This window comes from Sporomusa sp. 246TCP1 (assembly GCF_057319775.1).
Genome location: NZ_CM170492.1, coordinates 4,664,118 through 4,687,024, shown reverse-complemented (window position 1 = coordinate 4,687,024; position 22,907 = coordinate 4,664,118). Strand labels below are relative to the sequence as shown.

Sequence of the window (22,907 nt, the reverse complement as noted above, 5' to 3'; positions counted from 1 at the left end):
TGAATATGCGGGCGAACGTGTGGTGGACAGCCTTTGTCTTTGCTGTTATCTTTCATATCGCAGTTCTGGCAGTTGTTGGTCAGGCAATATTGGGGGAAATAGCCTTGGAACCCCAAAAAGAATATATGGAAGTCGAGTTGGCAGCGACACCGGCTGCTAAAGTACCAGCTCAGCCCCAAGCTCAAGCCCAAGCTGCGCCGGCAGCGGCCATACGTCAAAGTAATAGCATAAATAACAATGCCGCAGCCCCGGCCAGTGCACCTGCGGCAAAACCGGTTTTTGCTGCAAGTGAGGAAAAAAGTGTTACCCCCGCTGCGGTTACAGATGTGTCTGGAGGCGGGACGATTGCAGCAACAAGCGGTGATTCTGGTGCAGGGGTAGCGGAAAACGCAGAGGTGGGAACTGGCGGGTCGGGCAGTGCGCCTGTATCCGCGCCGCCGAGTACAGAAGACCAGGAGGTTGACAGCCAGCCCTATGTGGTATATTCGACTTTACCGGAATACCCGTCTGAAGCCAGAAAAAATAGATGGCAGGGAAAGGTGATCGTCAGAGTTTTGGTAGAGGCTTCGGGAAGAGTAGCAGACGCCAATGTAGCCAAAAGTTCCGGGTATAATGAGTTGGATCAGGCGGCAGAGGAGGTTGTATACCAGTGGCGGTTTCATCCTGCTTACCGGGATGGCCGGCCGGTGACGGTTTGGGTAAAAGTACCTGTTGCTTTTACGCTAACAATGTAAAGCTTGGCTGACCTGACGTACATGTATGGAGTTTATTATGTAGATGAGGAGGGATAAACTTGCTTGCGGTAGAGAATATCAGTTTTGGTTACCCATCGGCTGGCGATTTGCTTACAGATCTTTCTTTTTCCGTCGCTAAGGGAGACGTTGTTTGTCTTCTAGGGCCAAACGGCGCCGGCAAAACCACGTTGCTGCGGTGTTTGCTGGGGATTGCCGCGGTGCGGACAGGCAGTATCAAGATTAGAGGGCGCAAAATCGGTTCCATACCAGCAAGAGAGCTGGCTAGCGACCTGGCGTATGTACCGCAGGCGGCAACAACAGTATTTCCGCACCGGGTGCTGGATATGGTTGTTATGGGACGTACGCCGCATGTGGGCTTTACTGCGGTTCCGACTGATGAAGATTACGCCTTGGCGGAAGCGGCGCTCTCAGAACTGGGTATAGCCCATTTGTCAGATTGTTTATTTAGTCGTATCAGTGGCGGTGAGCGGCAACTGACACTCATTGCCCGCGCATTGACGCAGCGTGCGGGGTTATTAATTATGGATGAGCCGACATCCAGCCTTGATTATGGGAACCAGGTTCGGATACTGCGCGTCATCGACAGGCTGGCAAAACAGGGTTACTCAATTATTATGACCTCCCATTTTCCCAATCATGCTTTTTTGTTATGCAACAAAGTATTGATTATGAAAAACGGTAAAATCACTGCTATAGGTACTCCGGAAGAGGTTGTAACTGACAGTATTCTAAGTGATCTGTATACAACCAAGGTCAAGATCGTCGAAATTGACGACGGGGTGTCGAAACTGATGAAGGTTTGTGTGCCGCTGCTAGCGTGAAATGATAGCAATAAGTGGAAGTTACGGGTGTAACCCGATAATATAAAGCCAACCGCGCAAAATTATTAAGGAGAGAGGGAGTTATCGTATGCGAAAGAGTTTAAAAAAAATGGTTATTCCATCGGCGGTTTTTGTTTGTGTCTTAAGTCCATTCAATCTTGCTTGGGCAGATGATTCCAATGAAGCTACTCTTGATGAAGTGCAAGTCCATTCGACAGTATTAAAAGACTATCTGGTAACGACAGAGGTCATTACCGCTGAAAAAATTAAAGAGATGGGCGCAACCAATCTGGCCGAGGCAATTAAGATGGTCCCAGGGTTGAATATCGTTACTGGCGATAAAAAAGCTCGTCTGGCCCGCATCCGTGGTGCCGCAACTGACCAGACAAAAGTCTACATCGACGGCATGCCGGCATTTCCTTTGTCTGGCATTGCTTCAAACTCTGCCTCTAATTTGGAAAACATACCTGCTGACAATATTGAGAAGATTGAGATCATTAAAGGACCTGGTCCTGTACAATACGGGACAGATTATAAGGGCGGCATTATTTTAATTACTACAAAAACGGGAAAAGGCCCTGGACAATTCAATCTTAATCTATCAGGCGGCTCACATAGTAGTTTTGATAACTATATCTCATACAGCGGCAGTGACAGCAAGGCCAGTTACTACGCAACCGCTGGTAAAAAACAAGGCAATAGGGAATTGAGCAATACTGAATTTGATACAGATTATTTCAACGGTAAAATCAAATGGAATCTCAACAAAGATACTGATTTGACATTAAGCGGCTACTATATGAATACAGACCGTGAAATATCTAATGGCATTGACCAAATTACCGGTCAGGAAACTACCGCTAATACTACCTGGTCCGGAGATAAGGGGGTCGGCACCGGGGTGTTCCAAAAGGGCAAAGAAGTAATTGAATACGCCACAAAAGACTGGAAATATAAGAATTTTAAGCAGACGAATATTGCCTTGCAGTTAGATCAAAGGGCCGGTGACAAGTTTAAATATAATGTAAAATTATACCATGTAACAGATGGGAATGATCTGTGGGTATATAATAAAACTAACGCTGACAGCCATATTAATACTCCTACCAATCCGATCTGGTATAGTAGTACCTGGACGTCCAAAGGAAACGGTATAGAATTTACCGGTGATCTACAGACTGACCGGAATAATACCATGACCTTTGGTACAAAATACAACAAAATTGACTGGGACTCAGATGACATCCTTAATGTTACTAATAGTGGTACCGATAAACGCACTGGTTATTATTTTCAGGATAATCTGAGACTTGGTGATAAAACCGAGCTTACACTGGGAGTGCGGCATGACAAGGTAAAACAGTCGTTCCTGAGGAACAAAGATGTGGACGATAGTGTTACTGATCCAGTTTTTAATATTACCCATAAGCTGGATAAACAAAATACCTTACGTTTATCAGCAGGGAAGTCGCACATTTTTGCTACCGCCAAACAAGCGGAAGGTAATATTTCTAAAAATGCGGCAATCCCTGACCCTGAAAAGGCAAAAAACTATGAATTAGGCTGGAAACACGATTTTGATGAGAAATCATCGCTGGACATTGCCGTTTTTAATAATAAAATCACGGATCGCATCGACAGACTAACTAAAAGTGACCCGTGGATTAATATTAACAAAACAGATATACACGGTGTAGAATTGCAATATAATCGGTCCTTTACAAATCGACTGAAGGGCTTTGTTAATTATACCTATCTGGATTCCAAGGATACCGACACAAAAGGGGTTGAAACCAGATCAACCGATCTGCCGCATAACACGGTTAATTACGGCTTAACCTATATGGTAGACAAGTTCCAGGCGAGCGTCCTTGGTCATTACCTCGGCAACATTCTAACCCCCGATGAAACCTATAAAAAACTTGACAGCTATCACACCGTAGATCTTAATTTCAACTACCAGCAAAATAAAAATATTGAGTATTATCTGCATGTAAATAATATTTTTGATACCGATTACTGGGAAACATACGATTGCCCTGGTGATGGAATCAATTTTATGGCTGGTGTTACTATTAAAATGTAAGCAGAGTAATAAAGACATGAAAGCTCCCGGTTTCCCGGGAGCCTTCTTTGCCTTTATTTTTTCCTGTTTTTATAGCTTAATCCTTTATAAATACTCCAATGACCGTTTTTGAGCGATTCAACATCAACCCATAGTTTCTTTGGGATGGCCTGTGATGTTGTATACCAATCCACCGCACCTTGTACGATTTTTTGCGGTGGTGCATTTTTGCCAAAATACGATATATTGAGAAGTGAAACACTTATTCTGATCGTAGGATTAATTCCGCCAGCCCATTCTTGCGCTTCAAGTTCTTTATTCTTAGTTAACCATACGACACCTTCAGCTGACTGGTAAATACAACCGTTCTCCAATATTTGTTCCAGATTATTTGCTGTAGTAAAATGATATAGTCTCATATTTTCTCCTTATCTAGTCTGACTAAAAACCATTTTTTCCATAAAAAAAAACCCTTGGCTGGGTATTCGAAAAATACAGGCGGATATGATAGGTCACACTCAGTCATATATATTTTGTGGCGATTAAAAAACACTATAATATTATCACTAAGCGTCAGTAAATAATAATAAATATAAACTTAGTATACCATGAATAATGAATTTCGTCAAATTATTGCGTTCTTGGAATGAACGATTATCCGTTTGAGACAAACGGTTTTATACAAGATGTGGACTTTATTGTAGAATATAGACTGGTGACAAGAGACATAAAAGGGAAATTGGCAGTCGCAGAGAAGTATGTATTATTATGGAATGATATAATAATATTTGTCGATAAAGCAACTGGAATTAATAGACAGTTACAAGAGGTCTCGCGTATTAGATACTATATGTAAACCAAGGAGGAGCAAGAAATGCGAGTACTGCTGGTGGATGATGACCAGGTCAGCAGAGTAGTGGTGAAACGTCTTTTACAAAACAGCGATTGCGAGGTTACGGAGTGTTCTAATGCGGCTGCGGCGCTTGCTAAACTTGTTGATGCAGACTATCCAATGGTGCTTTCTGATATTAATATGCCGGGCATGTCCGGCATTGAATTGGCGCAGGCCATCAAACAACTGCCAGACAGTTGGCGGACCGATATTGTTCTTTTTACAGGATATGCGGATATAAAATCTGCTGTAGCTGCTTTACGTGCCGGGGTTTATGATTATCTGCAAAAGCCGGTTGATGCGCAGGAACTGGCACTTACAATTGACCGGGTTGCTGAGCATCAGGCCTTGTTGCGGGAAAATAAAAAGCTAACTGATCGTTTCCAGGATGAAGTCTGTGCGGCAACTGAGGCAACTAGGCGCGAACTCTCTACCGTTAAGAAGGTTTTGGCAGAGTCAATCATCGGTCAAGTGGGGGTTTTTGGGGAAAGCACTCACCAATTGCTGGAGCAGGCGCAGCAGTTTCATACAGATAGGTCAATCCCGGTGCTTATTCAAGGGGAAACGGGTGTTGGTAAAGAAGTTATAGCCAAAGCCATCCACTATGGTGTAAAAATAGATGAATTAACAAATAGACCGTTTGTTGCTATCAATTGCAGTGCTTTGACGCCTTCCCTGTTTGAAAGTGAAATGTTTGGATATGAGGCCGGCGCCTTTACCGGCAGTGCGGCTCAGGGGGCGAAAGGCAAATTCGATATGGCGCAAAACGGGACACTATTCCTTGATGAGATTGGGGAAATACCGCTTAATTTGCAGGCAAAATTGCTGCGGGTACTTCAGGAAAAAGAGTTTTACCGGGTTGGCGGACTGAAAAAGATTAAAATTGATATCAGGATTATTTGTGCTACTAATAGTTTACTTGAGGAACAAGTTAAGAATGGTGCTTTCCGCCAGGATCTTTATTATCGCCTGAAGGTCGGATATGTCAAAGTACCACCGCTGCGAGAGCGAAAAGACGAAATTGTGCCGCTGGCGAACGCGTTCCTGCTTGATGCTGCACGGCAAAAAAAGAAACGGTTTCACCATATAGCTCCTGCGGCGGCAAGACGATTGACCGAATACCCTTGGCCGGGAAATATAAGAGAACTAAAAAATGTTATTGAATATGTTGCCTTTGCTTATGATGCGGAAGAATTGCAAGTGAATCATCTCTCACATTTATTGGGGGAGGAAAGCCGCAGCCAGGCATTCAACCAAGTACTGGGTACTGATGCGGCCAAGCAACAACTAGTGCTACCCTTTCCGTCTGGCGGCTATTCATTAAAGAGCTTCTGTGATGATATCGTTGACGAAGTCATAGCTGCCTGTGAAGGTAATCATGCAGCCGCAGCTAAATATCTGGGGATTTCCTTGCGGGCTTTGTTTTATCGATTAGAAAAAAAGCGAATCAAGCAAGAAATTAGTAGGATCTAGTGAAATAAACTTCATACAAAAACTTCATTTTACTGCAACTTTTGGTAGAAATAGTAGCTTTGTAAACTTTTGTGTAGCGGAACCGTTGACGCTACTGCTGAGTATATGGTCTGTGAATTTGGCGAAGATACTGTGTTTTGCCTGTTGTAATACTATTATTTTAATAGTAATTCGTAAGCGTGCCAATTTTGGCGCGCTTTTTGCATTAGTAGTTGGTAGGTGCGGACACATTTTGATCTGGTTATCATTCATACATTTACGGATAGATAATAAAGTGTCACTCTACGCTAAGCAGTAAGCATTTTTGATGACAGGTGTGGCAGGCGGCGTGAGTAACTGGAAAAAAACGTGAAAGTGAGGATGGCATGAATGGAAAATTTACAAGAGCAGGAATTAAAAATCGAAGATGCTCGGACTCGACTGGGTGAACTAGTGTTGGCGAAGGGCTTTAATATGCAAGACGCTGATCTCATCTCGCTAAGTGATGAGATGAATCGTCTAATTGTTGATTTTGAAAAGGCGAAACAGGCATGCATTATGAGACGCCGGTTATAAGATAGTCTTACTACATAGGTGAGTACTATAAATTTCATACAAAAATTGCGTTACTATGCAATTTTTGTATGAAATTTGTAATTTATAGTCTGAGTTGAGGAAAAACCTGTCGCTATTGCCACCGGATCTGCATAAATTTATGAAAGACCAGTGCGCCTTGCCGGGGTGCCGGAAGACTATTTTAAAAATAGTATAGGCAACGCGCACATTTTGGCGCGCTTTTTGCATATAAAGTTAGGTAAGATACTCGAATGACAAAAGGGGGGAGTTACGCATGCGGCAAGCACTAAAGATTGAAGATATGCGTGTCCGGCTGAATGCCCTAGTGGTAGCGAAGAAATTCGATATGCAAGATCCTGATGTCATTTCTCTTAGCAGGGAATTGGATCGCCTGATTGTCGAATTTCACAAGGCGAGACAGCTTGTGTGTATCAAGTGGAATTTAGCTTCAACTGAGGTTGTAACTTCATCGGAAGGGTAGCTGGCTTTGGGTTTCAGATAAAATAGCGTGAGAAAATAAATACTATGTATGTGGCATGATTAATTTTGGAGAATAATTGGTTTAACAAGAGGGTAAGTTGGGAATAGTATAAACTAGCTTAGTAAAGAGTGAGGTGAGGGCTAGTTTGCTTCGATTTCGCCATAATCCTATTGTGATTTTCACAGCCTTGTTAACTATTTACACGTTTTGCAGTTCGATCTCAGCAATTTTTAAGTAGAGCCAGTAATGTTTTCTTTAAATTAATCCAGAAAAACAGCCGCTCCGGGTAGGACGGCTGTTTTTCTGCCTCAGGCAGTGATAGTCAATGTTCGGAGATACGAATACTGTTTCGTAAGAAATTGAGGATTTCTTTCCCTTTTTCATTAAGAACAGTTCCTGTTCCCTGGCAAGTTTGACAAGGCTCGGTTCCAATTTTGCCTGATCCTTTGCAGATAGAGCATGTTTCTTCCAAAGTTGCGTTTGTTTTCATGGGATACTCCTTAGTGTTTTATTAAAATTTCTCATAATTTGGTGATGCTGTCAAGTCAGCTAGCATAAAGAGAAAGAAATTTTGATATAGTTAAAGTGTAATATCCTGGCTTTCTTTAGCCGTTGATTGTTCCGGCTCGGTGGGCGTTTCCCGGTTGCCGTTAAGTTGTGCTAATAAATCAATCATCTGTTTGTTCTGTGCTACCAGAATGCTTTGGTTTCTGGCAATTTGCTCAAGTGGTGCCAGGGCAAGCTGAAGCTTTTCTACCAGGTACTTTACCATTTTGTCATAAGAAGCCAATCTGAAAACCTCCTTTTACTCTTGTTACAATATATTGCTGGTAAGCCTGAAATGTGTGCAAGATCTTGGCAGGATAGGGGAAACATGGGGTTGTCAAGGCCCGGAATAAGCGTGTTTTCTTTAAAATAAAGGATTTTGCCAGTACTCAGGAGAATTTTCTATGAGATTATCATAAGGAGAGGAAGCTTATTGGTGGAGGGGAACAGGATGACACTGGGGGAATTAGTTAAGAACCCAAAGGGATTTAAGGTAGTGGGCATTTACCGGATTTCGCGGTTTGAAGTTAAAACAGCAAGAAATGGTAAGTCTTACGGGGATTGCCTCATTAGTGACCACAGTTTTGAGGTACCTGCTAAGTATTGGGATATATCTGGTGATAGTGCAATGCTGTTTCAGCAAAATGGAATACTGCGGCTGGAAGCGATGTTAGATTTTTTTAAAGACAGCCCGCAGCTGACAATTGTTGGTGGGTATGCACCATCACCAGTGGAAATTGATCAAGCATTGCAAAGTTTGGGCATGATGGCTCCCCGGAAGATTGATGATATGGTTAGTGAGTTAACGGCTATTATTGCTAGTATCAGGCAGGAAGGGCTGCGGGACTTGTTAATCGCTATCTTTGATACCAACAAGCCGTTTGCCGAAAAGTTTAAGCGACATCCAGGCGCTGTCAAGAACCATCATGCGTATATTGGCGGTTTGCTTGCACATACTCTTGAGGTGGCCGCAGCTGCCTTGGACCATTGTAACCGCAATGACAAGATAAACAGGGATATTCTCCTGGCGGCTGCCTTGGTTCATGATATTGGCAAAGTGCGAGAGATTGAGGTGGATGCGTTTGGTATGGGCATAGGCTTTACCAGAGAGGGGAAGTTGTTGCGGCATATTTCACTGGGTATGGAGATGCTGGAACACGCCTGCCAGGAAGTGGGCTTGGCGCCGGAACTTGGGTTAATGCTTAAGCATTGTATTCTTTCTCATCATGGTCAGGCCGAGTGGGGCAGTCCGGTGGAACCAATGTTGTTGGAGGCCGAGCTGTTGCATTATCTGGATAATCTTAGCGCGAAAACCGAGCAGTTTTCCCGTGAGGCCGGGCGGGCTGAGCCTGGCGGCTTTAATCGCAGTGCTACGTTGCGGCGAGAGGTATACCGGCCAAGTATAGAATAATATACTGAGAAAATGATGGTAAAACAGATTGATGAATTTATAAGTATGGTGGTGGTATTTTGACAAACCTAACTATTTATCAACAAGCCGTTCGCGAGATGTACGAAGCCATTGCTGGCGTAGATACTGTTGAAACTTGTAAGATTCAATACAATGCTGTAATTGAAGGCAGGACCTCAACTCATGAAGCTGATGTGTATTGGGAATTTACTGATGGAGATCTTACCTATAAGGCTGTTATTCAGGCCAAAGAGCAGGCAAGTTTGGCAGAATTGTTTGTTTTTTTGCGGATGCTCCGGGATATACCAGGACAGGTTATGGGGGTCATCGTAACCCAACCGGTGTATCAGAAGGATATTAAAGACATGGCAGCTAATGCGGGTATTCTATTATATGAACTTACTCAACCAATTACCGGTGAAATATGGGAGCCAGTTGTCAGTAACGTTCAAGTTAATGTGGATAAAGTCTGGGTTAAACAAGCCAAGGAGCAGGCTGGACTGGATGATGAGCCAATACAGGTGAGTGTAGAGCCTAAATATAGTTTTATTTATGATGAAGCGGGAAATTGCCTGGATACTGTGCAGGGAATTTTTGACCAGTATGGCAAACAGCAGCAAGCCAGTGGCCGGCAAACCATAGTACATACCTTTGCTGCTCCGACATTTCTGCAAACAAACCATGCTTTGGTGCCGTTTATTAAGTTGGACAACATAACTTTTGATGTAGAATTGGTCAATGTCAATCAATGGGCCGGTGCTGACATGGCTGCCGACATCCTTGATAGTACTGTACGATACTTTGAAAAGTAAAAAAAAGAAGTCCTGACGGTGCTCAGCCGCCGCGGACTTCTTTTACTTTTGCTTAATTAAACTTATGTTCGCCAAAAGGAATATCAATATATTTTTTTGTTTTATCAGATAATTCAATAGTAAATAAAAAAGATTTCTTTTCCCAATATGCAGAAGGGTTAGTATCTGGACGCAGGATAATGGTCTTTATCGGTGAATGATCTGTCAGATCCAATGAAAGGGTGCGGTCTGATTTGAAAATTATATAATGATCTACATTGAGCCACTCAGTTGTTGGCTTTGACTTAGTATGTATAGATTCGGACCAAAGAATAGGTGCTATCTGAGCCGATACAGGCTGTAGCAGTGTAATCAGAAAAACAAATAGGACTAAGCTTATTTTCATGCGTCAATCCTCCTTATTTCTACTTATTAGTGTAGCATATAAACAGCTATTAGGAAAGAGTAAATCAATAGCTGTGTTGATTCCACTCAGTAGTTTGGTGTACAATTAAGAAGAACATATGTTCCAAAACGGAAATGAGGTGAGCTTATGCAGCGCTGGATTATTCATGTAGATATGGATGCTTTTTTTGCAGCAGTTGAGCAACGGGACAATCCTGAACTGCGGGGCTGTCCGGTGATAATCGGAGGCACAGGGCCGCGAGGCGTTGTAGCCACTGCCTCGTATGAAGCCCGTAAATTCGGAGTTCATTCGGCTATGTCGTCCCTTGAGGCTAGACGGCGCTGTCCCCAAGGCATTTTTTTGCCGTCTGACCATGAGAAATATAGCAGGGTTTCGCAAGAAATATTACATATATTTGCCGACTTCTCGCCCCTGGTGGAGCCGCTGTCCCTTGATGAAGCCTTTCTTGATGTCACTGGCATGGAGGGATTATTTTCCAGCCCGGTTGATATTGCCGTCAAAATTAAGGCGAGGATTAAAGCTGAGCTTGATCTTACTGCCTCCGCCGGAGTGGCTCCGAATAAGTTTTTAGCCAAACTGGCTTCAGATATGAATAAACCGGATGGGTTAATGGTTATCCGTCCGGAAGAGATCCATAATATATTAGTCAATATGCCTGTTAACCGGTTATGGGGAGTAGGTAAGACAACAGCACAGATTCTGATTAAGTTAGGACTCAAGACCATCGGGCAAGTGGCACAGGCTGAGCCGGAGTTGCTTGCTAAACACTGTGGACAACTTGGACATACTTTGTATCAGTTGGCAAATGGTCAGGATAGCCGCCTAGTAGATTCTGAGTGGCAACCCAAGTCAATTGGTAAAGAGGTTACTTTTACCAAAGACCTTACGTCCTTGGAGGATCTCAAGACCGAGTTATGGTCCCAGGTGGAGAAGATTGGCTGGCGGCTCAGACGGCAAAAGTTAAGTAGTCGAACGATAACAATCAAGATTCGGTTTGCTTCATTTCGCACGATTACCCGCAGTCAGACATTGGCAGTAGCCGCCAGCCTTGACGAGACGCTCTACCATGTTGCTGAAGAGATAGTAAGCAAGATTGCATTAAATGAGGGGGTAAGGCTATTGGGAGTTACAGTAAGCAGCTTAGTGGCTGCAGGGGTACAGATGTCTCTTTTTGACCAGGGCGATGAAAAGGCTGCTGCTGTTGCTCAAGCTATTGACAAGGTAAAGGAGCGCTTTGGTGAAGCTGCTGTTACCCGTGGACGCTCCATGATAGCGCGGCAACGAAAGTAGCAAGAAATTTTACCACGTTGCATATAGATTATAGCCGGGAACAACGGGTCAAACGATGACGAAGTTTATCGGTAATCTGGTCGGTAGTTAGACCGGTAATATTGAGCAGCATAGTGGACGGGTGATCAGTTACGGTATAATGGTAATTACCCACAGTAATGTCTGCGTGCTCAGCCTGAGTTCCAGCCCAGGTATCTGTATCAGGATGGTAGCTGGTATATAAATAAGCGTCAGCTGCTTGACCTGGACGGCCAAGGTGCGAACTGTCTACTACCCGGAAGCCCTGGGCGGAAAGTTCGTTAGCCAGTTTGTCATTATAGTGGGCTAACGCAATTGTTTTTGACATGAGGAGCACCCTTTCTACAAATGCTAATGTCAGACGTAACATTAATATAACTGGGTGCAGCACTAAATATACAGGAGGGATGTAAATGATTAGCCGGAAACGGATACTTGATGAATTTTATGAACTGGTACGGATTGCATGTCCTACCCGCGCAGAGCGGCAGGTGGCTGATGTTATTAAGAAAAAACTGGCTGACTTATCTATGGAGGTGTCAGAAGATGATACCGGTAGCAAAATTGGCGGTAATTGCGGCAATGTGCTGGCCTTTCTTACCGGTACAGTGGCAGGCGCACCTAGCCTGATTTTTACCGCTCACTTGGACTGCGTAGAACCTTGCGGCAATATTCAGCCTGTCTTAAAAAACGGCATCATTACTTCGACAGGTGATACCATCCTTGGTTCTGATGACAAAGCTGGGGTAGTGGCTATCCTGGAAGCCCTTCGCGTGATTAAAGAACAAAATATTCCTCATGGCAATATCCAGATCATTTTCACAGTTGCCGAAGAAGGCGGTCTCAAGGGTTCCAAAAGTATTGATCCGGCATTACTTCAAGCCGATTTTGGTTATGCGCTGGATTCAGGGGGATCACCGGGGGAGATTGTCACCATGGCTCCTGGTCAGAATAGGCTGGAGATTAACATTTATGGGAAGAAAGCCCATGCTGGCGTTGCACCTGAAGAAGGCGTAAATGCTGTCATATTGGCAGGCAAAGCCTTAGCCCAAATTAACGATGGTCGTATAGATTCAGAAACCACGGCCAATATCGGCACGATCCAAGGAGGCTCAGCCACGAACATTGTGCCTGATAAAGTGGTAATTCTGGCTGAAGCCCGTAGCCGTAACATGGAAAAATTAGCCGCTCAAACAAAGCATATGTGCCAGGTATTTGAAGAAACCGTTAAGGCTGCCGGTGGCAAAGCAGAAGTCAATGTAACCAAAGAATATGATGCTTATGTCTTGCCAGAGACAACACCTGTTGTACAACTGGCTTGTCAGGCTGCCGAAAGTATTGGGCTCAAACCAGTAATTAAGGCAACTGGCGGCGGCAGTGATGCTAACTTCTTTAATAGCTATGGTATTCCGACAGCCGTACTCGGTACAGGTATGTCTAAAGTGCATACCACTGAAGAGTTCATTAAGGAGGAAGATCTCTATACTATTGGTGAGCTGGCCCTGGCCATTATTAAGGCTGCCGGACAGGCTGAGCTATAGAAATACTAAAGCGATGCTGCTATTTATAGCATATGTTTTTTCCGTAGCAAGCGGCAGAGACCATACATAAGCCGGGGATACCAACCAGCCGAGTGCAGCAGGCTGTCGCGGATAGCGCGTTCTGTAGGTGGCGCAGTTTTGGGATCAGACAGGTACATAGCTAATAAACCGTCAACCACGGTTCGAACAAAAGCTGTTTCTGGCAGCAAATTGGCTTGTGAACGGGCTTGGTGAACAAAAAGAGTCAGTCGTGACAGGGTTTCCTGACTACTCCCATAGTAAGAGACAAAGTTTAGGTCGCCGCCCTGACGGTCTTCGGCTTCATCAATAAAATAGTCCAGCAAAATATGCAGACCATTTATCCAGGGAAAATAGGCATGACCAATTGTCTCAGCCTCGCTTGCGGTGAGGTTGGGATTATGAGCGGCTGCACATAACATAAACAGCCCTAAGGTTGAACCAGTGGCAGCGGCAAATTCCCAGGCGGTAATATCTGGATAGTGAGGCAGGTGGGGATTAATCCAGGTCAGCATTTTTTGTTCCCGTACCCGGTGGTCAAGATGTTTATAGGTTTGAAGCTCGCTGTATAATCCGGCTTGGCGCAGTGCCTCTGGTTTAACTAGACAGTAAGAGGGGAGTTTAGCAATTTCCCGGCGGCAAGTCGTGACAAGCGCCTGTAAATAACCACCGTCGTCTTTATACGGATAGGCGGCATAATAATCGCTTAATGGCCGAGCCGGGTCAAGGGCATCAGTCATAGCCAGATGCAGTTGGCGAAAGGCCGCTTCGTCGGCAATGCCGGCCCGGTCACAGAGATTGTCAAGGTAATCGCTGATGGTTTGTAATGCGACTACCAGCCGGACAAAATCACCAGTAGGCATGCCTTTATATAAACTATAGACACTGCCGCCCTGGCAATGAAATTTTTTTGTGCGGATACTGGCAAGTGCTTGCTCTGATAGTTCGCGCATGCCATGTGTGGATGCATAATCCTGCCAACAAGCAAGCTCTCTGTCTACAAGCGGAAATACTTCCCGTACAAACCTGATTAAAAGGATAAGGCCTGAGGTGGAAGTGGTCAAAGACGAAACCATAACGCCCTCCTTTGTTTACTTACTCAATAATCAGTTCAAATCCCAGCTCTTTTTTGAACCATTTGCGGTGCGCGGATGCTGCCTGGCGTTCGATACTGACAGGATCACTGGTGATTAGCTTGAGCAAAGCTTGATTGCCAGTGATGGATGGTTCAACATCTTGCACTAAGCCAAGCTGGGTTGTTTCCAAACCTTCTGCCAGTGCCAGTAAAAGCGCCAGCTTGCGGGCGGTTTGCCAGTTGTGTTGATCGAGAAATTCGTTATAGATTTTGTTGCGGACGTATTTAGCGGCTGGTCCATTATGCCAGCCAGCCACAACTGCAACAAGCATTTGTTCGCGGTGAGTCAGGCCGAATAGCCGGGCATTTTCAACAAGATAGGCGCTATGACGGGCATGATCATAGTAGTTGATGGTAATGCCAATATCATGCAGTAAGGCGGCTACCCGAAGGAGATGCCGGTCACGACTGGTAAGGCGTAAAATGGGCTGCCATTTTTCAAACATAGTATCTGCCAGCTTAGCGACATGATCGGCATGGGGTTCATTGCCCTTGTAGAATAACAGCATATTACGGGTGGAGTGCAGCAGAATATCAGGAATAATGACTGAAGACTGTTGTTTGGATAAATAATACTCCAGAAACATTCCTTCCCGGACGCCGCACCCGCTGACCATTATGTTGGTGGCTTGTGATATATCTGCCAGTGATTTAACAATGGTGGTTCCAGCGATAATAATGTCGGCGCGTTCACTGCTGAGACCGGGGTATTTGCGGCGTTGGGTCAAACTGGTCTTAGTCAATTCCCGCCATAACTCCTCAAAGGCCATTAGACCAAATCGGTAATTGTGCACCTTGGGAAAGGGATAGTTTTTACGTTTTTGGTCCATTTTGGCAATATTACGGGCAGTACCGCCTACACCTACAAGGGGTAGCCCTAACCGCTTAAGCCAAGGTAGCTTTTCCAGATGATTCACAATATATTCCCGCATGGCTGTTAATTGCGATTCACTTATTTTATCCTGAGAAGCAAATTTTTCTGTAAGATTGACAGCGCCAAATGGGATACTAAAGACCTTAACCGATTGGCGGTTTTTAACTAATGTTATTTCAGTGCTGCCGCCTCCCAGGTCAAAAAGCAGCGCATCCTCAATATCAATCGTATTAATAATACCAGTATAGCCAAAACGGGCTTCATTCTCACCGCTAATCACTTTAAGGGGAATACCAGTATGCTGGTGTACTAAATCAATAAACTCTGCGCCATTTTTCGCATTGCGTACCGCGGCAGTGGCTACTGCCAGGATCTTATCCACCTTCACCAGTTCACACATATGAGCAAAGACCTTTAGCGTGCCAACGGCGCGCCACATAGCATCACGGGTGAGTATACCCGTTTCAGTCATACCTTCGCTCAACCGGACGGTTTCTTTTTGGTTATATACTAGATTATACGCGCCATTATGATAAATAGTCATCACAATCAGGCGGGCCGAATTCGAGCCTAAATCAATGATTGCTACCCGTTCGGTCAAAATGTTCAGCTCCTAACTACTCTCATGTAAAAGATTACTACTGTTTTTCGTTTTTTTTTTCAAAATCCTGCTCATATTTATTGTGAAGAAATTTTTTTTGCTTTATTACAGCATAACTATCTGTTTTTCATTTAAGATTGTGTTAATTTGCAGTTAATTTAGTATTAACTCATAAGCGAAACACAGGATTTTTGTTCTAATCGTCGAAGATAGGAATACAATATCATATTATAATCAAGGCACGATAGGGGGTTCTATATGGGCAGACATGCACCTGACAGGTTTGCCGCCATTCATGTCGGCTCAGAACAAATTGGTATCCAGATAGTAGAATATACCAACATGGATGACGTCAAAATTATAGAACAGAGTTATCGCCAGGTAATGCTGGGTGAAGAGACATTTAAAACCGGGCGTATTAGTTTTGGTGCCGTAAGCGAGATTTGTGAACTTTTGAAAGGGTACCGCCGTCTGCTTGGCGAATATGGAGTGCGCGATTACCGCCTTGTAGCCACTACGGCTATTCGGGAAGCACAAAATCAGCCTTATATTATTGATCAGATCAAGGTAAAGACTGGTCTAAATGTTGAGGTTGTTGATATGCCTCAGGAAATATTTTATAAATATGTATCATTGGTTAAGACAGTTAATGACCGTGGCCTGCTCAATTCCCAGGATGGCATGCTGTTTGTTGATATTTCTTCAGGTGGTCTTGGGTTTACGCTATACAAAGAGGGCAATCTCAGATATCAGCAAAATATGCATATTGGAGCGCTCCGCATCAAAGAAAGCTTTGATAAAAACCAACGTGACTCTGCCCATTTCCAGCAAGCGTTGTCGGAATATATTGGCAGTACAATCGAACCGGTAGAAACGGAAATGAGCCAGCATAATGTCAAGCGTCTGGTATTATCAGGCCCGGAAACTAAACTGCTGCTAAAAATGCTGGGCAAAGAATCGGGGCGGATTAACTTTGTCAGCTTATCTGAGTTTAACAATTTGTATAAACAAGTAAGCTCGCTCAACCTGCCGCAGCTAATAACAACTTATCGCTTAACAGAAAATAAGGCTGAGATCGTATTGCCGACTATCGTGCTCTATAAGAAGATTATATCGCTGACAGGCCCGGAAGAAATTGTTGTCTTAAGTGATCAGTTTGCTGACGGTGTTATTATTAAACATATTTCTGAAAAAACATCGCATGCCCATCAGAAACTTATCGATAGCCAGATCATAAGTCTATGTTGGGAGATAAGCAAAAAATACTACTATGATCCAACGCATGCGGCTGCTGTGGAAACGTGGTCTATGCTGCTATTTGATAAACTAGCACGGATTCATGGTTTGAGTGAGCGCCATCGGCAATTATTGAGAGTAGCCGCCATTCTCCATGACATTGGAAAACATGTAAATTTACGGCGGCACTATTTCTATTCTTACCGATTAATCATATCCTCAGACATTTTGGGCTTTTCTAAAGCGGAAAGACATGAAATAGCCAATATTGCTTATTATCATTCCAAAGGTGTACCCTCTGACGCAGATGCCAACTTTGCTTACTTGACACCTGATCAAAAGGTTGCTGTGTCCAAGCTTTCAGCTATTATTCGATTGGCTGATGCGATTGACCGCAGCCATCGCCAAAAAGTTAGTCAGGCAGAAGTTACCTTGCGCGGGGATGAGTTAATCATTACAGTAACCAGCAGGGAAGATATGTCCTTAGAGGGGTGGAACTTTGCTGATAAGGCTGGCTTTTTTGAAGATGTTTTTGGGATAAAGGCGATATTAATCAGACGAGCGGGGTGATAACAATGGCAAACGCCAAAAGCTGTGAGATACATGATAATGCTGATTATTTCTTTAACAGAGAATTGAGCTGGCTTAAGTTCAACCGGCGTGTATTGGGAGAAGCCGATGTTAAACATAAGCCACTGTTAGAACGTCTTACCTTTCTTGCTATTACCAGCTCTAATCTGGATGAGTTTTTTATGATTCGGGTAGCAGGCCTCAAACACCAGTTGGAAAGCGGAGTTAATAAAGTTGATGCTGCTGGATTGTCAGTGCGGCAGCAATTAGTCTGCATTACCGAGGATGCTCATGAACTGGTTAAACTGGAATATCGGTATTTAAAAAATATCAAGGCTGAATTGGAAAAAGTCGATATCTGTTTTTGTGATATTGCCAGCCTGGATGAGGGGACGCTAGAGTGGATTGAGAATTTTTTCAAAAATACCATTTTTCCGGTCATTACCCCTATGGCAGTGGATGCCGGACATCCGTTCCCTTTTTTGGCTAATCGCAGTCTAAATCTTGCTGTTCTTTTGTGCCGGGAGAAGGGCGATGATTGTGCTGCTGTTATTCAGGTTCCGGCAGTATTGCCGCGGATTGTAGAGGCACCTGGCAACGGTGCTAAACGCCAGTTTGTTTTTCTTGAAGATATTATCAAACACTATTGCGGACATATGTTCCACGGCTATACGATAAAAGATGTTGTGCCCTTTCGCATAACCAGAAATTCCGACCTTTCCATTGATGAAGAGGATGCCGAGGACCTCTTGGCGGAGATTGAAAAGTCGCTGCGTCAGCGGAAACATGGCCAAGCCGTGCGCCTGGAGATTGGCAAAACCAGTAACAGACCGTTACGTGAGCTGTTGGTATGCAACTTGAATATTGACGAGCAGGACATCTACGAAATACCTGGACCACTGGATACCACCTGCTTTTTTAAGTTCAGTGATTTCCACGGCCTCGGGCACCTAAAACATACGCCGGTGTCGCCCCAAACGCCGCAGGAGCTGATAGGTGTAACTGATTTGTTTGATGCGATCAGGGAGCGCGATATCCTCTTACATCATCCCTATGAATCCTTTCAAACAGTGACAGATTTTGTGCTTCAGGCTGCGGAGGATCCCCAGGTACTGGCTATCAAGCAAACACTATACCGGGTCAGTGGCAACTCGCCGATTGTAAGAGCCTTGGCGCAAGCTGCTGAAAATGGTAAGCAGGTTACAGTACTGGTAGAATTAAAAGCCCGTTTTGATGAGGAAAACAACATCATATGGGCCAAACGCCTGGAGGAAGCGGGTTGTCACGTTATCTATGGCCTGGTTGGGCTAAAAACGCATGCTAAAATGATATTAGTGGTACGGCAGGAGCAAGACGGCATTAAACGCTATGTCCATATGGGTACCGGTAACTACAATGACACTACTGCCAAAATATACACAGATATGGGGCTGTTTACAGCTAACGATCAGTTTGGCGCTGATGCTTCCGCCTTCTTTAATGTGCTGTCAGGCTACTCAGATCCACCGGTATGGAATAAAATTGTTGTGGCACCGCTTGGACTGCGCGAAAAAATCAAAGAACTTATCGACCGTGAGATTGCATTTGTCAACGCCGGTAAAAGCGGACGAATTATTGCCAAGATGAACTCACTTGTGGATAAAGACATTGTTCTCAAACTGTATGAGGCTTCTTGCCACGGTGTTAAAATTGATCTTATTGTTCGCGGCATCTGTGTGCTCCGGCCAGGTGTGCCGGAAGTAAGCGAGAATATTTCTGTACGCAGCGTTGTCGGGAGGTTTCTTGAACACCATCGTATCTTTTATTTTGGCAACGGCGGCGACGAACGGATTTTCTTATCAAGTGCCGATTGGATGCCACGTAACCTCAATGAACGTGTTGAACTCTTTTTCCCAATTGAAGATTCTGGCCATATCGTGCGGATTAAGAGGATATTGGATATGACACTCAGTGACAACCAAAAGGCGTATAGTATGAAAAAAGATGGTACCTATCGACGGGTTGACAAACGGGGTAAAGCGATTACCTGTCAGATGGAATTCTTTGCTCAGGCCCAGAAGAACGGGCAGGAGCCAGATATCAGTATTGAACAGCGTTTTACACCTCTTTACCGGCGAGTTGAGTAAAACTTGTGTAGCGGGATTTGACAAATCGTCGTATAATATTGGCGGCAGTGGAAATAATTTGTTTCAAGAAGAGGGGCGATATTCTTGCAGGAAAGCTTTAAAGTTGCAGTTCAATATAATGATGAGATTGGTTATGTGGAATATGAACAAGCAAGCAAAACAATTAAGGTCGTTTTTGATAATGCGGTTACCCACCAGATCATTGAATCGTATCTGGCATCCGCACATCGTATCAGGGTACCTGGTGAAGGATTGCTTGATTTCAAAGAGGTAACCATCAGGCCGGCAGAGAGTGTGGATAATATGAAAACAGTACTTACCCGGATGTGGGAAAAAACGGGCGTGCATGTAGATTGGAGCCGCCCGGTAGCGTGACGTAATGTCACGCTTTTTTTATCTATCCACAACAACAAAGTTATCAACAAAGTTATCAACAAAACGCCTTAAAATGTGGATAACTTAGAGCGTTATTGTGGAAAAAGAGTTTGATTGAGTTAATGAGGCTACAAATACAAGCTTTTTGTCTGTGGATAACTACTGATGACAGATATGTGGATAAAGTTCACTTAAGTTTTATGAGCCAGTCTGATATATGGGGAAGTGGACTTCGAAGCTTGTACCATGCGAGCTTGTGTTTACGTTGATTTTAGCGTTATGGCGATGGGCTATCCCATAACACACTGCCAATCCCAGACCTGTCCCGTGGTCCTTGGTGGTTAGAAAGGGCGTGCCAAGCTTATCTAAGATCGTTTCATCAATACCTGTCCCGTGGTCTTGAACGACTAAAACAACATGCCGATCCTGGCTAAAGGTTTTAAGGGTAAGAGTACCCCCCATAGGCATTGCATCAAACCCATTTTGGACAAGATTAAAGACCATTTGACGAATTTCCATTTCATTGATAAGTATTACCGGCGTGTCTGCAATGCAATAGTGCAGTCGATTATGTTTTTCTAGTGCGTTGGTCTCTAGTAAAGGTTGTATTCGTTCAAGCAGTTTCTTTAAATCTTGTACAATATATTGGGAATGTAACGGATCACTTTCTGTTATGGACAAAAAATTTGTTATGATTGAATTGGCTTTATCTAATTCACTTATCATTAGCTCGAAATAATCTTGATGATGAGCATATGCTGGTTTTCTCATAAAAAATTGCAAAAAACCCCGCACCGTTGTTATGGGATTTCTAATTTCATGGCTTATTCCTGCTGACATCTGGCTGATTAAATTTAGATTTTCCAAACGAATAAATTCTTGTTCATACTGTTTTTTGACTGTGATATTATTCATTACAGTCAATAGATAAGGTCTACCTTCAATCGTAATAAATTCCCCATTGAAGACTGCGTTTAAGATGTTGCCATTTTTACAACTAACGAAAGTTTTAAAACTCTTAAAATATCCATGCACGTTAAGTAGCTGCAACATTTTTTGGCGATCAATACTATCCAAAAATATGCCTAATTCCAGCGGCGTTTTTCCAATAACCTCTTCTTTACAGTAACTCAGGGTAGCAAGTAGCGCATCATTTACCTCAATATATGTGCCGTCACTTATTTCACTAATCGCCATAGGACAGGGGTTAGACATGAAAAGTTTTAAAAATAACTCATTTTTTATTAATCTCATAATTTAACCTCACATATAATCTATCATTAATTTTCTACATAAGCGCAAGAACCCCTTCTAAAATATACCATAAATGTAAAAATATAAATACGTGAGGAGAAAACAAAATTTTTTTTTTTATTTGTATGAGCTTTCTGTCCGGATGGAAGCTAAGATGTGTAATTAAGGTGGCGTATGTATGGAATATAGGATAGAGATTGTATGGGCAGGAATAATATTGGCCGCAGTACTCGTAATATTTACATTGGGAAAAAGCCCGATATTCCGAGTGGATCGAGCTGGTGCAGCTATCATTGGAGCAGTTGCGACTATCGGAACAGGAGTTATGTCTTTTTCGGAAGCAACTGCCGCTATTGACTTTAAAACGATTATAATTTTATTTTCTATGATGATCGTTGTTGCTAATTTAAAAATAGCGGGCTTCTTCGAATGGGTGGGAGAAGCGGTATGTCGACGAGTCAATAGCAAAAAGCAACTGCTTTTTGCTACTATCTTATCGAGCGGTATTATGTCCGCGTTGGCCATCAATGATATTATTTGCTTGCTTTTTACTCCGGTGGTGGTGTTGGTGTGTAGAAAAGTCCAGTGCAATCCGCTGCCGCATTTACTTGGGGTTGCGATGGCATCAAATATAGGCAGTGCGGCAACATTACTGGGTAATCCACAGAATATCCTGGTAGGAAGCTTATCAGGGATGTCGTTTACCAGCTATTTTGTAACTGCCTGTCCTGTGGCAGTACTGGGGCTGCTTGCCACATATGTTGCCATATCATACTACTACCGAAAGGACCTTGATGGAAGGATTACTGCAGCTGCAACAAGCCTTGTTACTATTCATAGGTACCTTATTAGCAAAAGTTTGATTGTGCTAGTGCTTGTGGTAATGGCATATATGAGCGGTTATGACTTGGCATTGGCTTCCTGTTTGGGCGGAGCATCACTGCTGGTTACTAGACGTGTCAAACCTAATAAAGTATATTCCAGCATTGATTTTAACCTGTTAGTGATTTTTATTGGTCTTTTTATCATTGTTGCCGGTGTTGAGAACAGTGGGCTGCTGACCTTTGTATTTAACTATGCAGCTCTTTCGGAGTTTAACAATATGGGGCTGTTTGCGGCGGTGACACTTGGTCTATCCAATATTGTAAGTAACGTACCAGCTGTTTTATTAATGAAATTTTTTATTCCGCTGGAGAACCAGGAATATTGGTGGAAGGCTTTGGCATTATTTTCAACATTGGCCGGTAACCTTACTATTTCAGGATCTATTGCCAATCTGATTGTGGTGGAGATTGCTAAACGTGATCATATCAATATAACGGCCTGGGATTATTTTAAGGTTGGCTTTCCTCTTACTGTATTAACGATTATGGCCGGAGTTCTGTGGTTGTCTTATTTTGCCTTTGATGGTTGATTTTTCTAGGCCGAATAGGTCATCAAGTTTTTCGCCCATGAAAAAGTGGGCGTCTTTTATTGCCTGATTGTAAATAAGAGGACCGATGTTTTCTAGGATAAAATCCAACAGCAATATTGCTGAGAGATCTGTAATTGCTTCTTCTTTCTCAGTAAAGAAGTAGTTTTTTATATTTTCAACTGCAAGTTGTTGTTCCTCTTTAGTTAATTCTATATTTTTCATTGTTACCTCCCAATAT

General features: G+C 43.4%; 23 protein-coding genes. 14 read left to right on the top strand and 9 right to left on the bottom strand.

What is annotated here, in order from left to right; translation table 11 throughout:
* Nucleotides 1-5: 5 nt before the first annotated feature.
* From AC1ECB_RS22235 to AC1ECB_RS22225, 3 genes are all read left to right on the top strand, one after another.
* Entirely contained in the window at nt 6-734 is a 729-nt protein-coding gene (locus AC1ECB_RS22235) for an energy transducer TonB (protein WP_485669389.1), read from the top strand.
* A gap of 59 nt (nt 735-793) precedes the next feature.
* Nucleotides 794-1,576 (top strand): ABC transporter ATP-binding protein, encoded by a 783-nt coding sequence (locus tag AC1ECB_RS22230; RefSeq protein WP_485665826.1) that lies wholly within the window; start codon nt 794-796, stop codon nt 1,574-1,576.
* Nucleotides 1,577-1,664: 88 nt separating this feature from the next.
* The gene (locus AC1ECB_RS22225) at nt 1,665-3,662 is read left to right on the top strand and encodes a TonB-dependent receptor (RefSeq protein WP_485665825.1); all 1,998 of its coding nucleotides are present in this window, start codon (nt 1,665-1,667) and stop codon (nt 3,660-3,662) included.
* A gap of 53 nt (nt 3,663-3,715) precedes the next feature.
* On the opposite strand, the gene AC1ECB_RS22220 is transcribed toward AC1ECB_RS22225, so the two are convergent.
* A complete protein-coding gene (locus tag AC1ECB_RS22220) occupies nt 3,716-4,060 on the bottom strand; it encodes a hypothetical protein (protein WP_485665824.1) in 345 nt (114 codons plus the stop codon).
* 455 nt (nt 4,061-4,515) lie between these two features.
* Here AC1ECB_RS22220 and AC1ECB_RS22215 point away from each other — a divergent pair, with 455 nt between their 5' ends.
* The 3 genes from AC1ECB_RS22215 (at nt 4,516) to AC1ECB_RS22205 (ending at nt 7,042) form a co-directional block, all read left to right on the top strand.
* Nucleotides 4,516-6,006: a sigma-54-dependent transcriptional regulator gene (locus tag AC1ECB_RS22215; RefSeq protein ID WP_485665823.1), complete on the top strand. Its 1,491-nt coding sequence runs from the start codon at nt 4,516-4,518 to the stop codon at nt 6,004-6,006.
* Nucleotides 6,007-6,375: 369 nt separating this feature from the next.
* The gene (locus AC1ECB_RS22210; protein ID WP_485665822.1) at nt 6,376-6,561 is read left to right on the top strand and encodes a Spo0E family sporulation regulatory protein-aspartic acid phosphatase; all 186 of its coding nucleotides are present in this window, start codon (nt 6,376-6,378) and stop codon (nt 6,559-6,561) included.
* Between the two features lie 274 nt (nt 6,562-6,835).
* Nucleotides 6,836-7,042: a Spo0E family sporulation regulatory protein-aspartic acid phosphatase gene (locus AC1ECB_RS22205; RefSeq protein WP_485665821.1), complete on the top strand. Its 207-nt coding sequence runs from the start codon at nt 6,836-6,838 to the stop codon at nt 7,040-7,042.
* 322 nt (nt 7,043-7,364) lie between these two features.
* On the opposite strand, the gene AC1ECB_RS22200 is transcribed toward AC1ECB_RS22205, so the two are convergent.
* Both AC1ECB_RS22200 and AC1ECB_RS22195 read right to left on the bottom strand, forming a co-directional pair.
* Nucleotides 7,365-7,532 carry a hypothetical protein gene (locus AC1ECB_RS22200; protein WP_485665820.1) on the bottom strand — a complete coding sequence of 56 codons (168 nt, stop codon included), beginning with the start codon at nt 7,530-7,532 and terminating at the stop codon, nt 7,365-7,367.
* A 90-nt stretch (nt 7,533-7,622) separates the two neighbouring features.
* On the bottom strand, nt 7,623-7,832 hold the full coding sequence (locus AC1ECB_RS22195) for a hypothetical protein (RefSeq protein WP_485665819.1): 210 nt from the start codon (nt 7,830-7,832) through the stop codon (nt 7,623-7,625).
* Between the two features lie 207 nt (nt 7,833-8,039).
* On the opposite strand from AC1ECB_RS22195, the gene AC1ECB_RS22190 reads away from it, so the two are divergent.
* Together AC1ECB_RS22190 and AC1ECB_RS22185 are read left to right on the top strand one after the other, a co-directional pair.
* Nucleotides 8,040-8,999, top strand: a complete 960-nt coding sequence (locus tag AC1ECB_RS22190) for a 3'-5' exoribonuclease YhaM family protein (RefSeq protein WP_485665818.1) — start codon at nt 8,040-8,042, stop codon at nt 8,997-8,999.
* Nucleotides 9,000-9,058: 59 nt separating this feature from the next.
* Nucleotides 9,059-9,811: a hypothetical protein gene (locus AC1ECB_RS22185; protein WP_485665817.1), complete on the top strand. Its 753-nt coding sequence runs from the start codon at nt 9,059-9,061 to the stop codon at nt 9,809-9,811.
* Between the two features lie 52 nt (nt 9,812-9,863).
* On the opposite strand, the gene AC1ECB_RS22180 is transcribed toward AC1ECB_RS22185, so the two are convergent.
* Nucleotides 9,864-10,196 (bottom strand): hypothetical protein, encoded by a 333-nt coding sequence (locus AC1ECB_RS22180; RefSeq protein WP_485665816.1) that lies wholly within the window; start codon nt 10,194-10,196, stop codon nt 9,864-9,866.
* Between the two features lie 147 nt (nt 10,197-10,343).
* Here AC1ECB_RS22180 and dinB point away from each other — a divergent pair, with 147 nt between their 5' ends.
* Nucleotides 10,344-11,507 (top strand): DNA polymerase IV, encoded by a 1,164-nt coding sequence (dinB, locus tag AC1ECB_RS22175; protein ID WP_485665815.1) that lies wholly within the window; start codon nt 10,344-10,346, stop codon nt 11,505-11,507.
* A gap of 28 nt (nt 11,508-11,535) precedes the next feature.
* Here the strand turns inward: dinB and AC1ECB_RS22170 are convergent, their stop codons facing one another.
* Entirely contained in the window at nt 11,536-11,853 is a 318-nt protein-coding gene (locus AC1ECB_RS22170; RefSeq protein ID WP_485665814.1) for a hypothetical protein, read from the bottom strand.
* 85 nt (nt 11,854-11,938) lie between these two features.
* Here AC1ECB_RS22170 and AC1ECB_RS22165 point away from each other — a divergent pair, with 85 nt between their 5' ends.
* Entirely contained in the window at nt 11,939-13,066 is a 1,128-nt protein-coding gene (locus AC1ECB_RS22165; protein ID WP_485665813.1) for a M20/M25/M40 family metallo-hydrolase, read from the top strand.
* A gap of 23 nt (nt 13,067-13,089) precedes the next feature.
* Here AC1ECB_RS22165 and AC1ECB_RS22160 read toward each other — a convergent pair whose 3' ends face one another.
* Together AC1ECB_RS22160 and ppx are read right to left on the bottom strand one after the other, a co-directional pair.
* A complete protein-coding gene (locus AC1ECB_RS22160; RefSeq protein ID WP_485665812.1) occupies nt 13,090-14,160 on the bottom strand; it encodes a tetraprenyl-beta-curcumene synthase family protein in 1,071 nt (356 codons plus the stop codon).
* A 19-nt stretch (nt 14,161-14,179) separates the two neighbouring features.
* Nucleotides 14,180-15,694, bottom strand: a complete 1,515-nt coding sequence (gene ppx / locus AC1ECB_RS22155) for an exopolyphosphatase (RefSeq protein ID WP_485665811.1) — start codon at nt 15,692-15,694, stop codon at nt 14,180-14,182.
* Between the two features lie 258 nt (nt 15,695-15,952).
* On the opposite strand from ppx, the gene AC1ECB_RS22150 reads away from it, so the two are divergent.
* From AC1ECB_RS22150 to AC1ECB_RS22140, 3 genes are all read left to right on the top strand, one after another.
* Nucleotides 15,953-17,500 (top strand): Ppx/GppA phosphatase family protein, encoded by a 1,548-nt coding sequence (locus AC1ECB_RS22150; protein ID WP_485665810.1) that lies wholly within the window; start codon nt 15,953-15,955, stop codon nt 17,498-17,500.
* A gap of 5 nt (nt 17,501-17,505) precedes the next feature.
* Nucleotides 17,506-19,626: an RNA degradosome polyphosphate kinase gene (locus AC1ECB_RS22145; protein WP_485665809.1), complete on the top strand. Its 2,121-nt coding sequence runs from the start codon at nt 17,506-17,508 to the stop codon at nt 19,624-19,626.
* A gap of 84 nt (nt 19,627-19,710) precedes the next feature.
* A complete protein-coding gene (locus AC1ECB_RS22140) occupies nt 19,711-20,001 on the top strand; it encodes a hypothetical protein (RefSeq protein ID WP_485665808.1) in 291 nt (96 codons plus the stop codon).
* Nucleotides 20,002-20,199: 198 nt separating this feature from the next.
* Here AC1ECB_RS22140 and AC1ECB_RS22135 read toward each other — a convergent pair whose 3' ends face one another.
* The gene (locus AC1ECB_RS22135; protein WP_485665807.1) at nt 20,200-21,255 is read right to left on the bottom strand and encodes an ATP-binding protein; all 1,056 of its coding nucleotides are present in this window, start codon (nt 21,253-21,255) and stop codon (nt 20,200-20,202) included.
* A gap of 178 nt (nt 21,256-21,433) precedes the next feature.
* On the opposite strand from AC1ECB_RS22135, the gene AC1ECB_RS22130 reads away from it, so the two are divergent.
* Nucleotides 21,434-22,669 (top strand): ArsB/NhaD family transporter, encoded by a 1,236-nt coding sequence (locus AC1ECB_RS22130; RefSeq protein ID WP_485665806.1) that lies wholly within the window; start codon nt 21,434-21,436, stop codon nt 22,667-22,669.
* Here the strand turns inward: AC1ECB_RS22130 and AC1ECB_RS22125 are convergent.
* Nucleotides 22,616-22,891, bottom strand: a complete 276-nt coding sequence (locus AC1ECB_RS22125; RefSeq protein WP_485665805.1) for a DUF2164 domain-containing protein — start codon at nt 22,889-22,891, stop codon at nt 22,616-22,618. The two genes, AC1ECB_RS22130 and AC1ECB_RS22125, sit on opposite strands and share 54 nt — an antisense overlap.
* Between the last annotated feature and the right edge of the window lie 16 nt (nt 22,892-22,907).

Bases quoted from the DNA above. Each gene is read 5' to 3' on its own strand.
- AC1ECB_RS22190 (WP_485665818.1), top strand. From the start codon at position 8,040: ATGACACTGGGGGAATTAGTTAAGAACCCAAAGGGATTTAAGGTAGTG.
- AC1ECB_RS22165 (WP_485665813.1), top strand. From the start codon at position 11,939: ATGATTAGCCGGAAACGGATACTTGATGAATTTTATGAACTGGTACGG.
- AC1ECB_RS22220 (WP_485665824.1), bottom strand. From the start codon at position 4,060: ATGAGACTATATCATTTTACTACAGCAAATAATCTGGAACAAATATTG.
- AC1ECB_RS22170 (WP_485665814.1), bottom strand. From the start codon at position 11,853: ATGTCAAAAACAATTGCGTTAGCCCACTATAATGACAAACTGGCTAAC.
- AC1ECB_RS22225 (WP_485665825.1), top strand. From the start codon at position 1,665: ATGCGAAAGAGTTTAAAAAAAATGGTTATTCCATCGGCGGTTTTTGTT.
- AC1ECB_RS22210 (WP_485665822.1), top strand. From the start codon at position 6,376: ATGGAAAATTTACAAGAGCAGGAATTAAAAATCGAAGATGCTCGGACT.
- AC1ECB_RS22160 (WP_485665812.1), bottom strand. From the start codon at position 14,160: ATGGTTTCGTCTTTGACCACTTCCACCTCAGGCCTTATCCTTTTAATC.
- AC1ECB_RS22215 (WP_485665823.1), top strand. From the start codon at position 4,516: ATGCGAGTACTGCTGGTGGATGATGACCAGGTCAGCAGAGTAGTGGTG.
- AC1ECB_RS22150 (WP_485665810.1), top strand. From the start codon at position 15,953: ATGGGCAGACATGCACCTGACAGGTTTGCCGCCATTCATGTCGGCTCA.
- AC1ECB_RS22235 (WP_485669389.1), top strand. From the start codon at position 6: ATGCGGGCGAACGTGTGGTGGACAGCCTTTGTCTTTGCTGTTATCTTT.
- AC1ECB_RS22135 (WP_485665807.1), bottom strand. From the start codon at position 21,255: ATGAGATTAATAAAAAATGAGTTATTTTTAAAACTTTTCATGTCTAAC.
- AC1ECB_RS22145 (WP_485665809.1), top strand. From the start codon at position 17,506: ATGGCAAACGCCAAAAGCTGTGAGATACATGATAATGCTGATTATTTC.
- AC1ECB_RS22200 (WP_485665820.1), bottom strand. From the start codon at position 7,532: ATGAAAACAAACGCAACTTTGGAAGAAACATGCTCTATCTGCAAAGGA.
- AC1ECB_RS22130 (WP_485665806.1), top strand. From the start codon at position 21,434: ATGGAATATAGGATAGAGATTGTATGGGCAGGAATAATATTGGCCGCA.
- AC1ECB_RS22180 (WP_485665816.1), bottom strand. From the start codon at position 10,196: ATGAAAATAAGCTTAGTCCTATTTGTTTTTCTGATTACACTGCTACAG.
- AC1ECB_RS22205 (WP_485665821.1), top strand. From the start codon at position 6,836: ATGCGGCAAGCACTAAAGATTGAAGATATGCGTGTCCGGCTGAATGCC.
- dinB (WP_485665815.1), top strand. From the start codon at position 10,344: ATGCAGCGCTGGATTATTCATGTAGATATGGATGCTTTTTTTGCAGCA.
- AC1ECB_RS22125 (WP_485665805.1), bottom strand. From the start codon at position 22,891: ATGAAAAATATAGAATTAACTAAAGAGGAACAACAACTTGCAGTTGAA.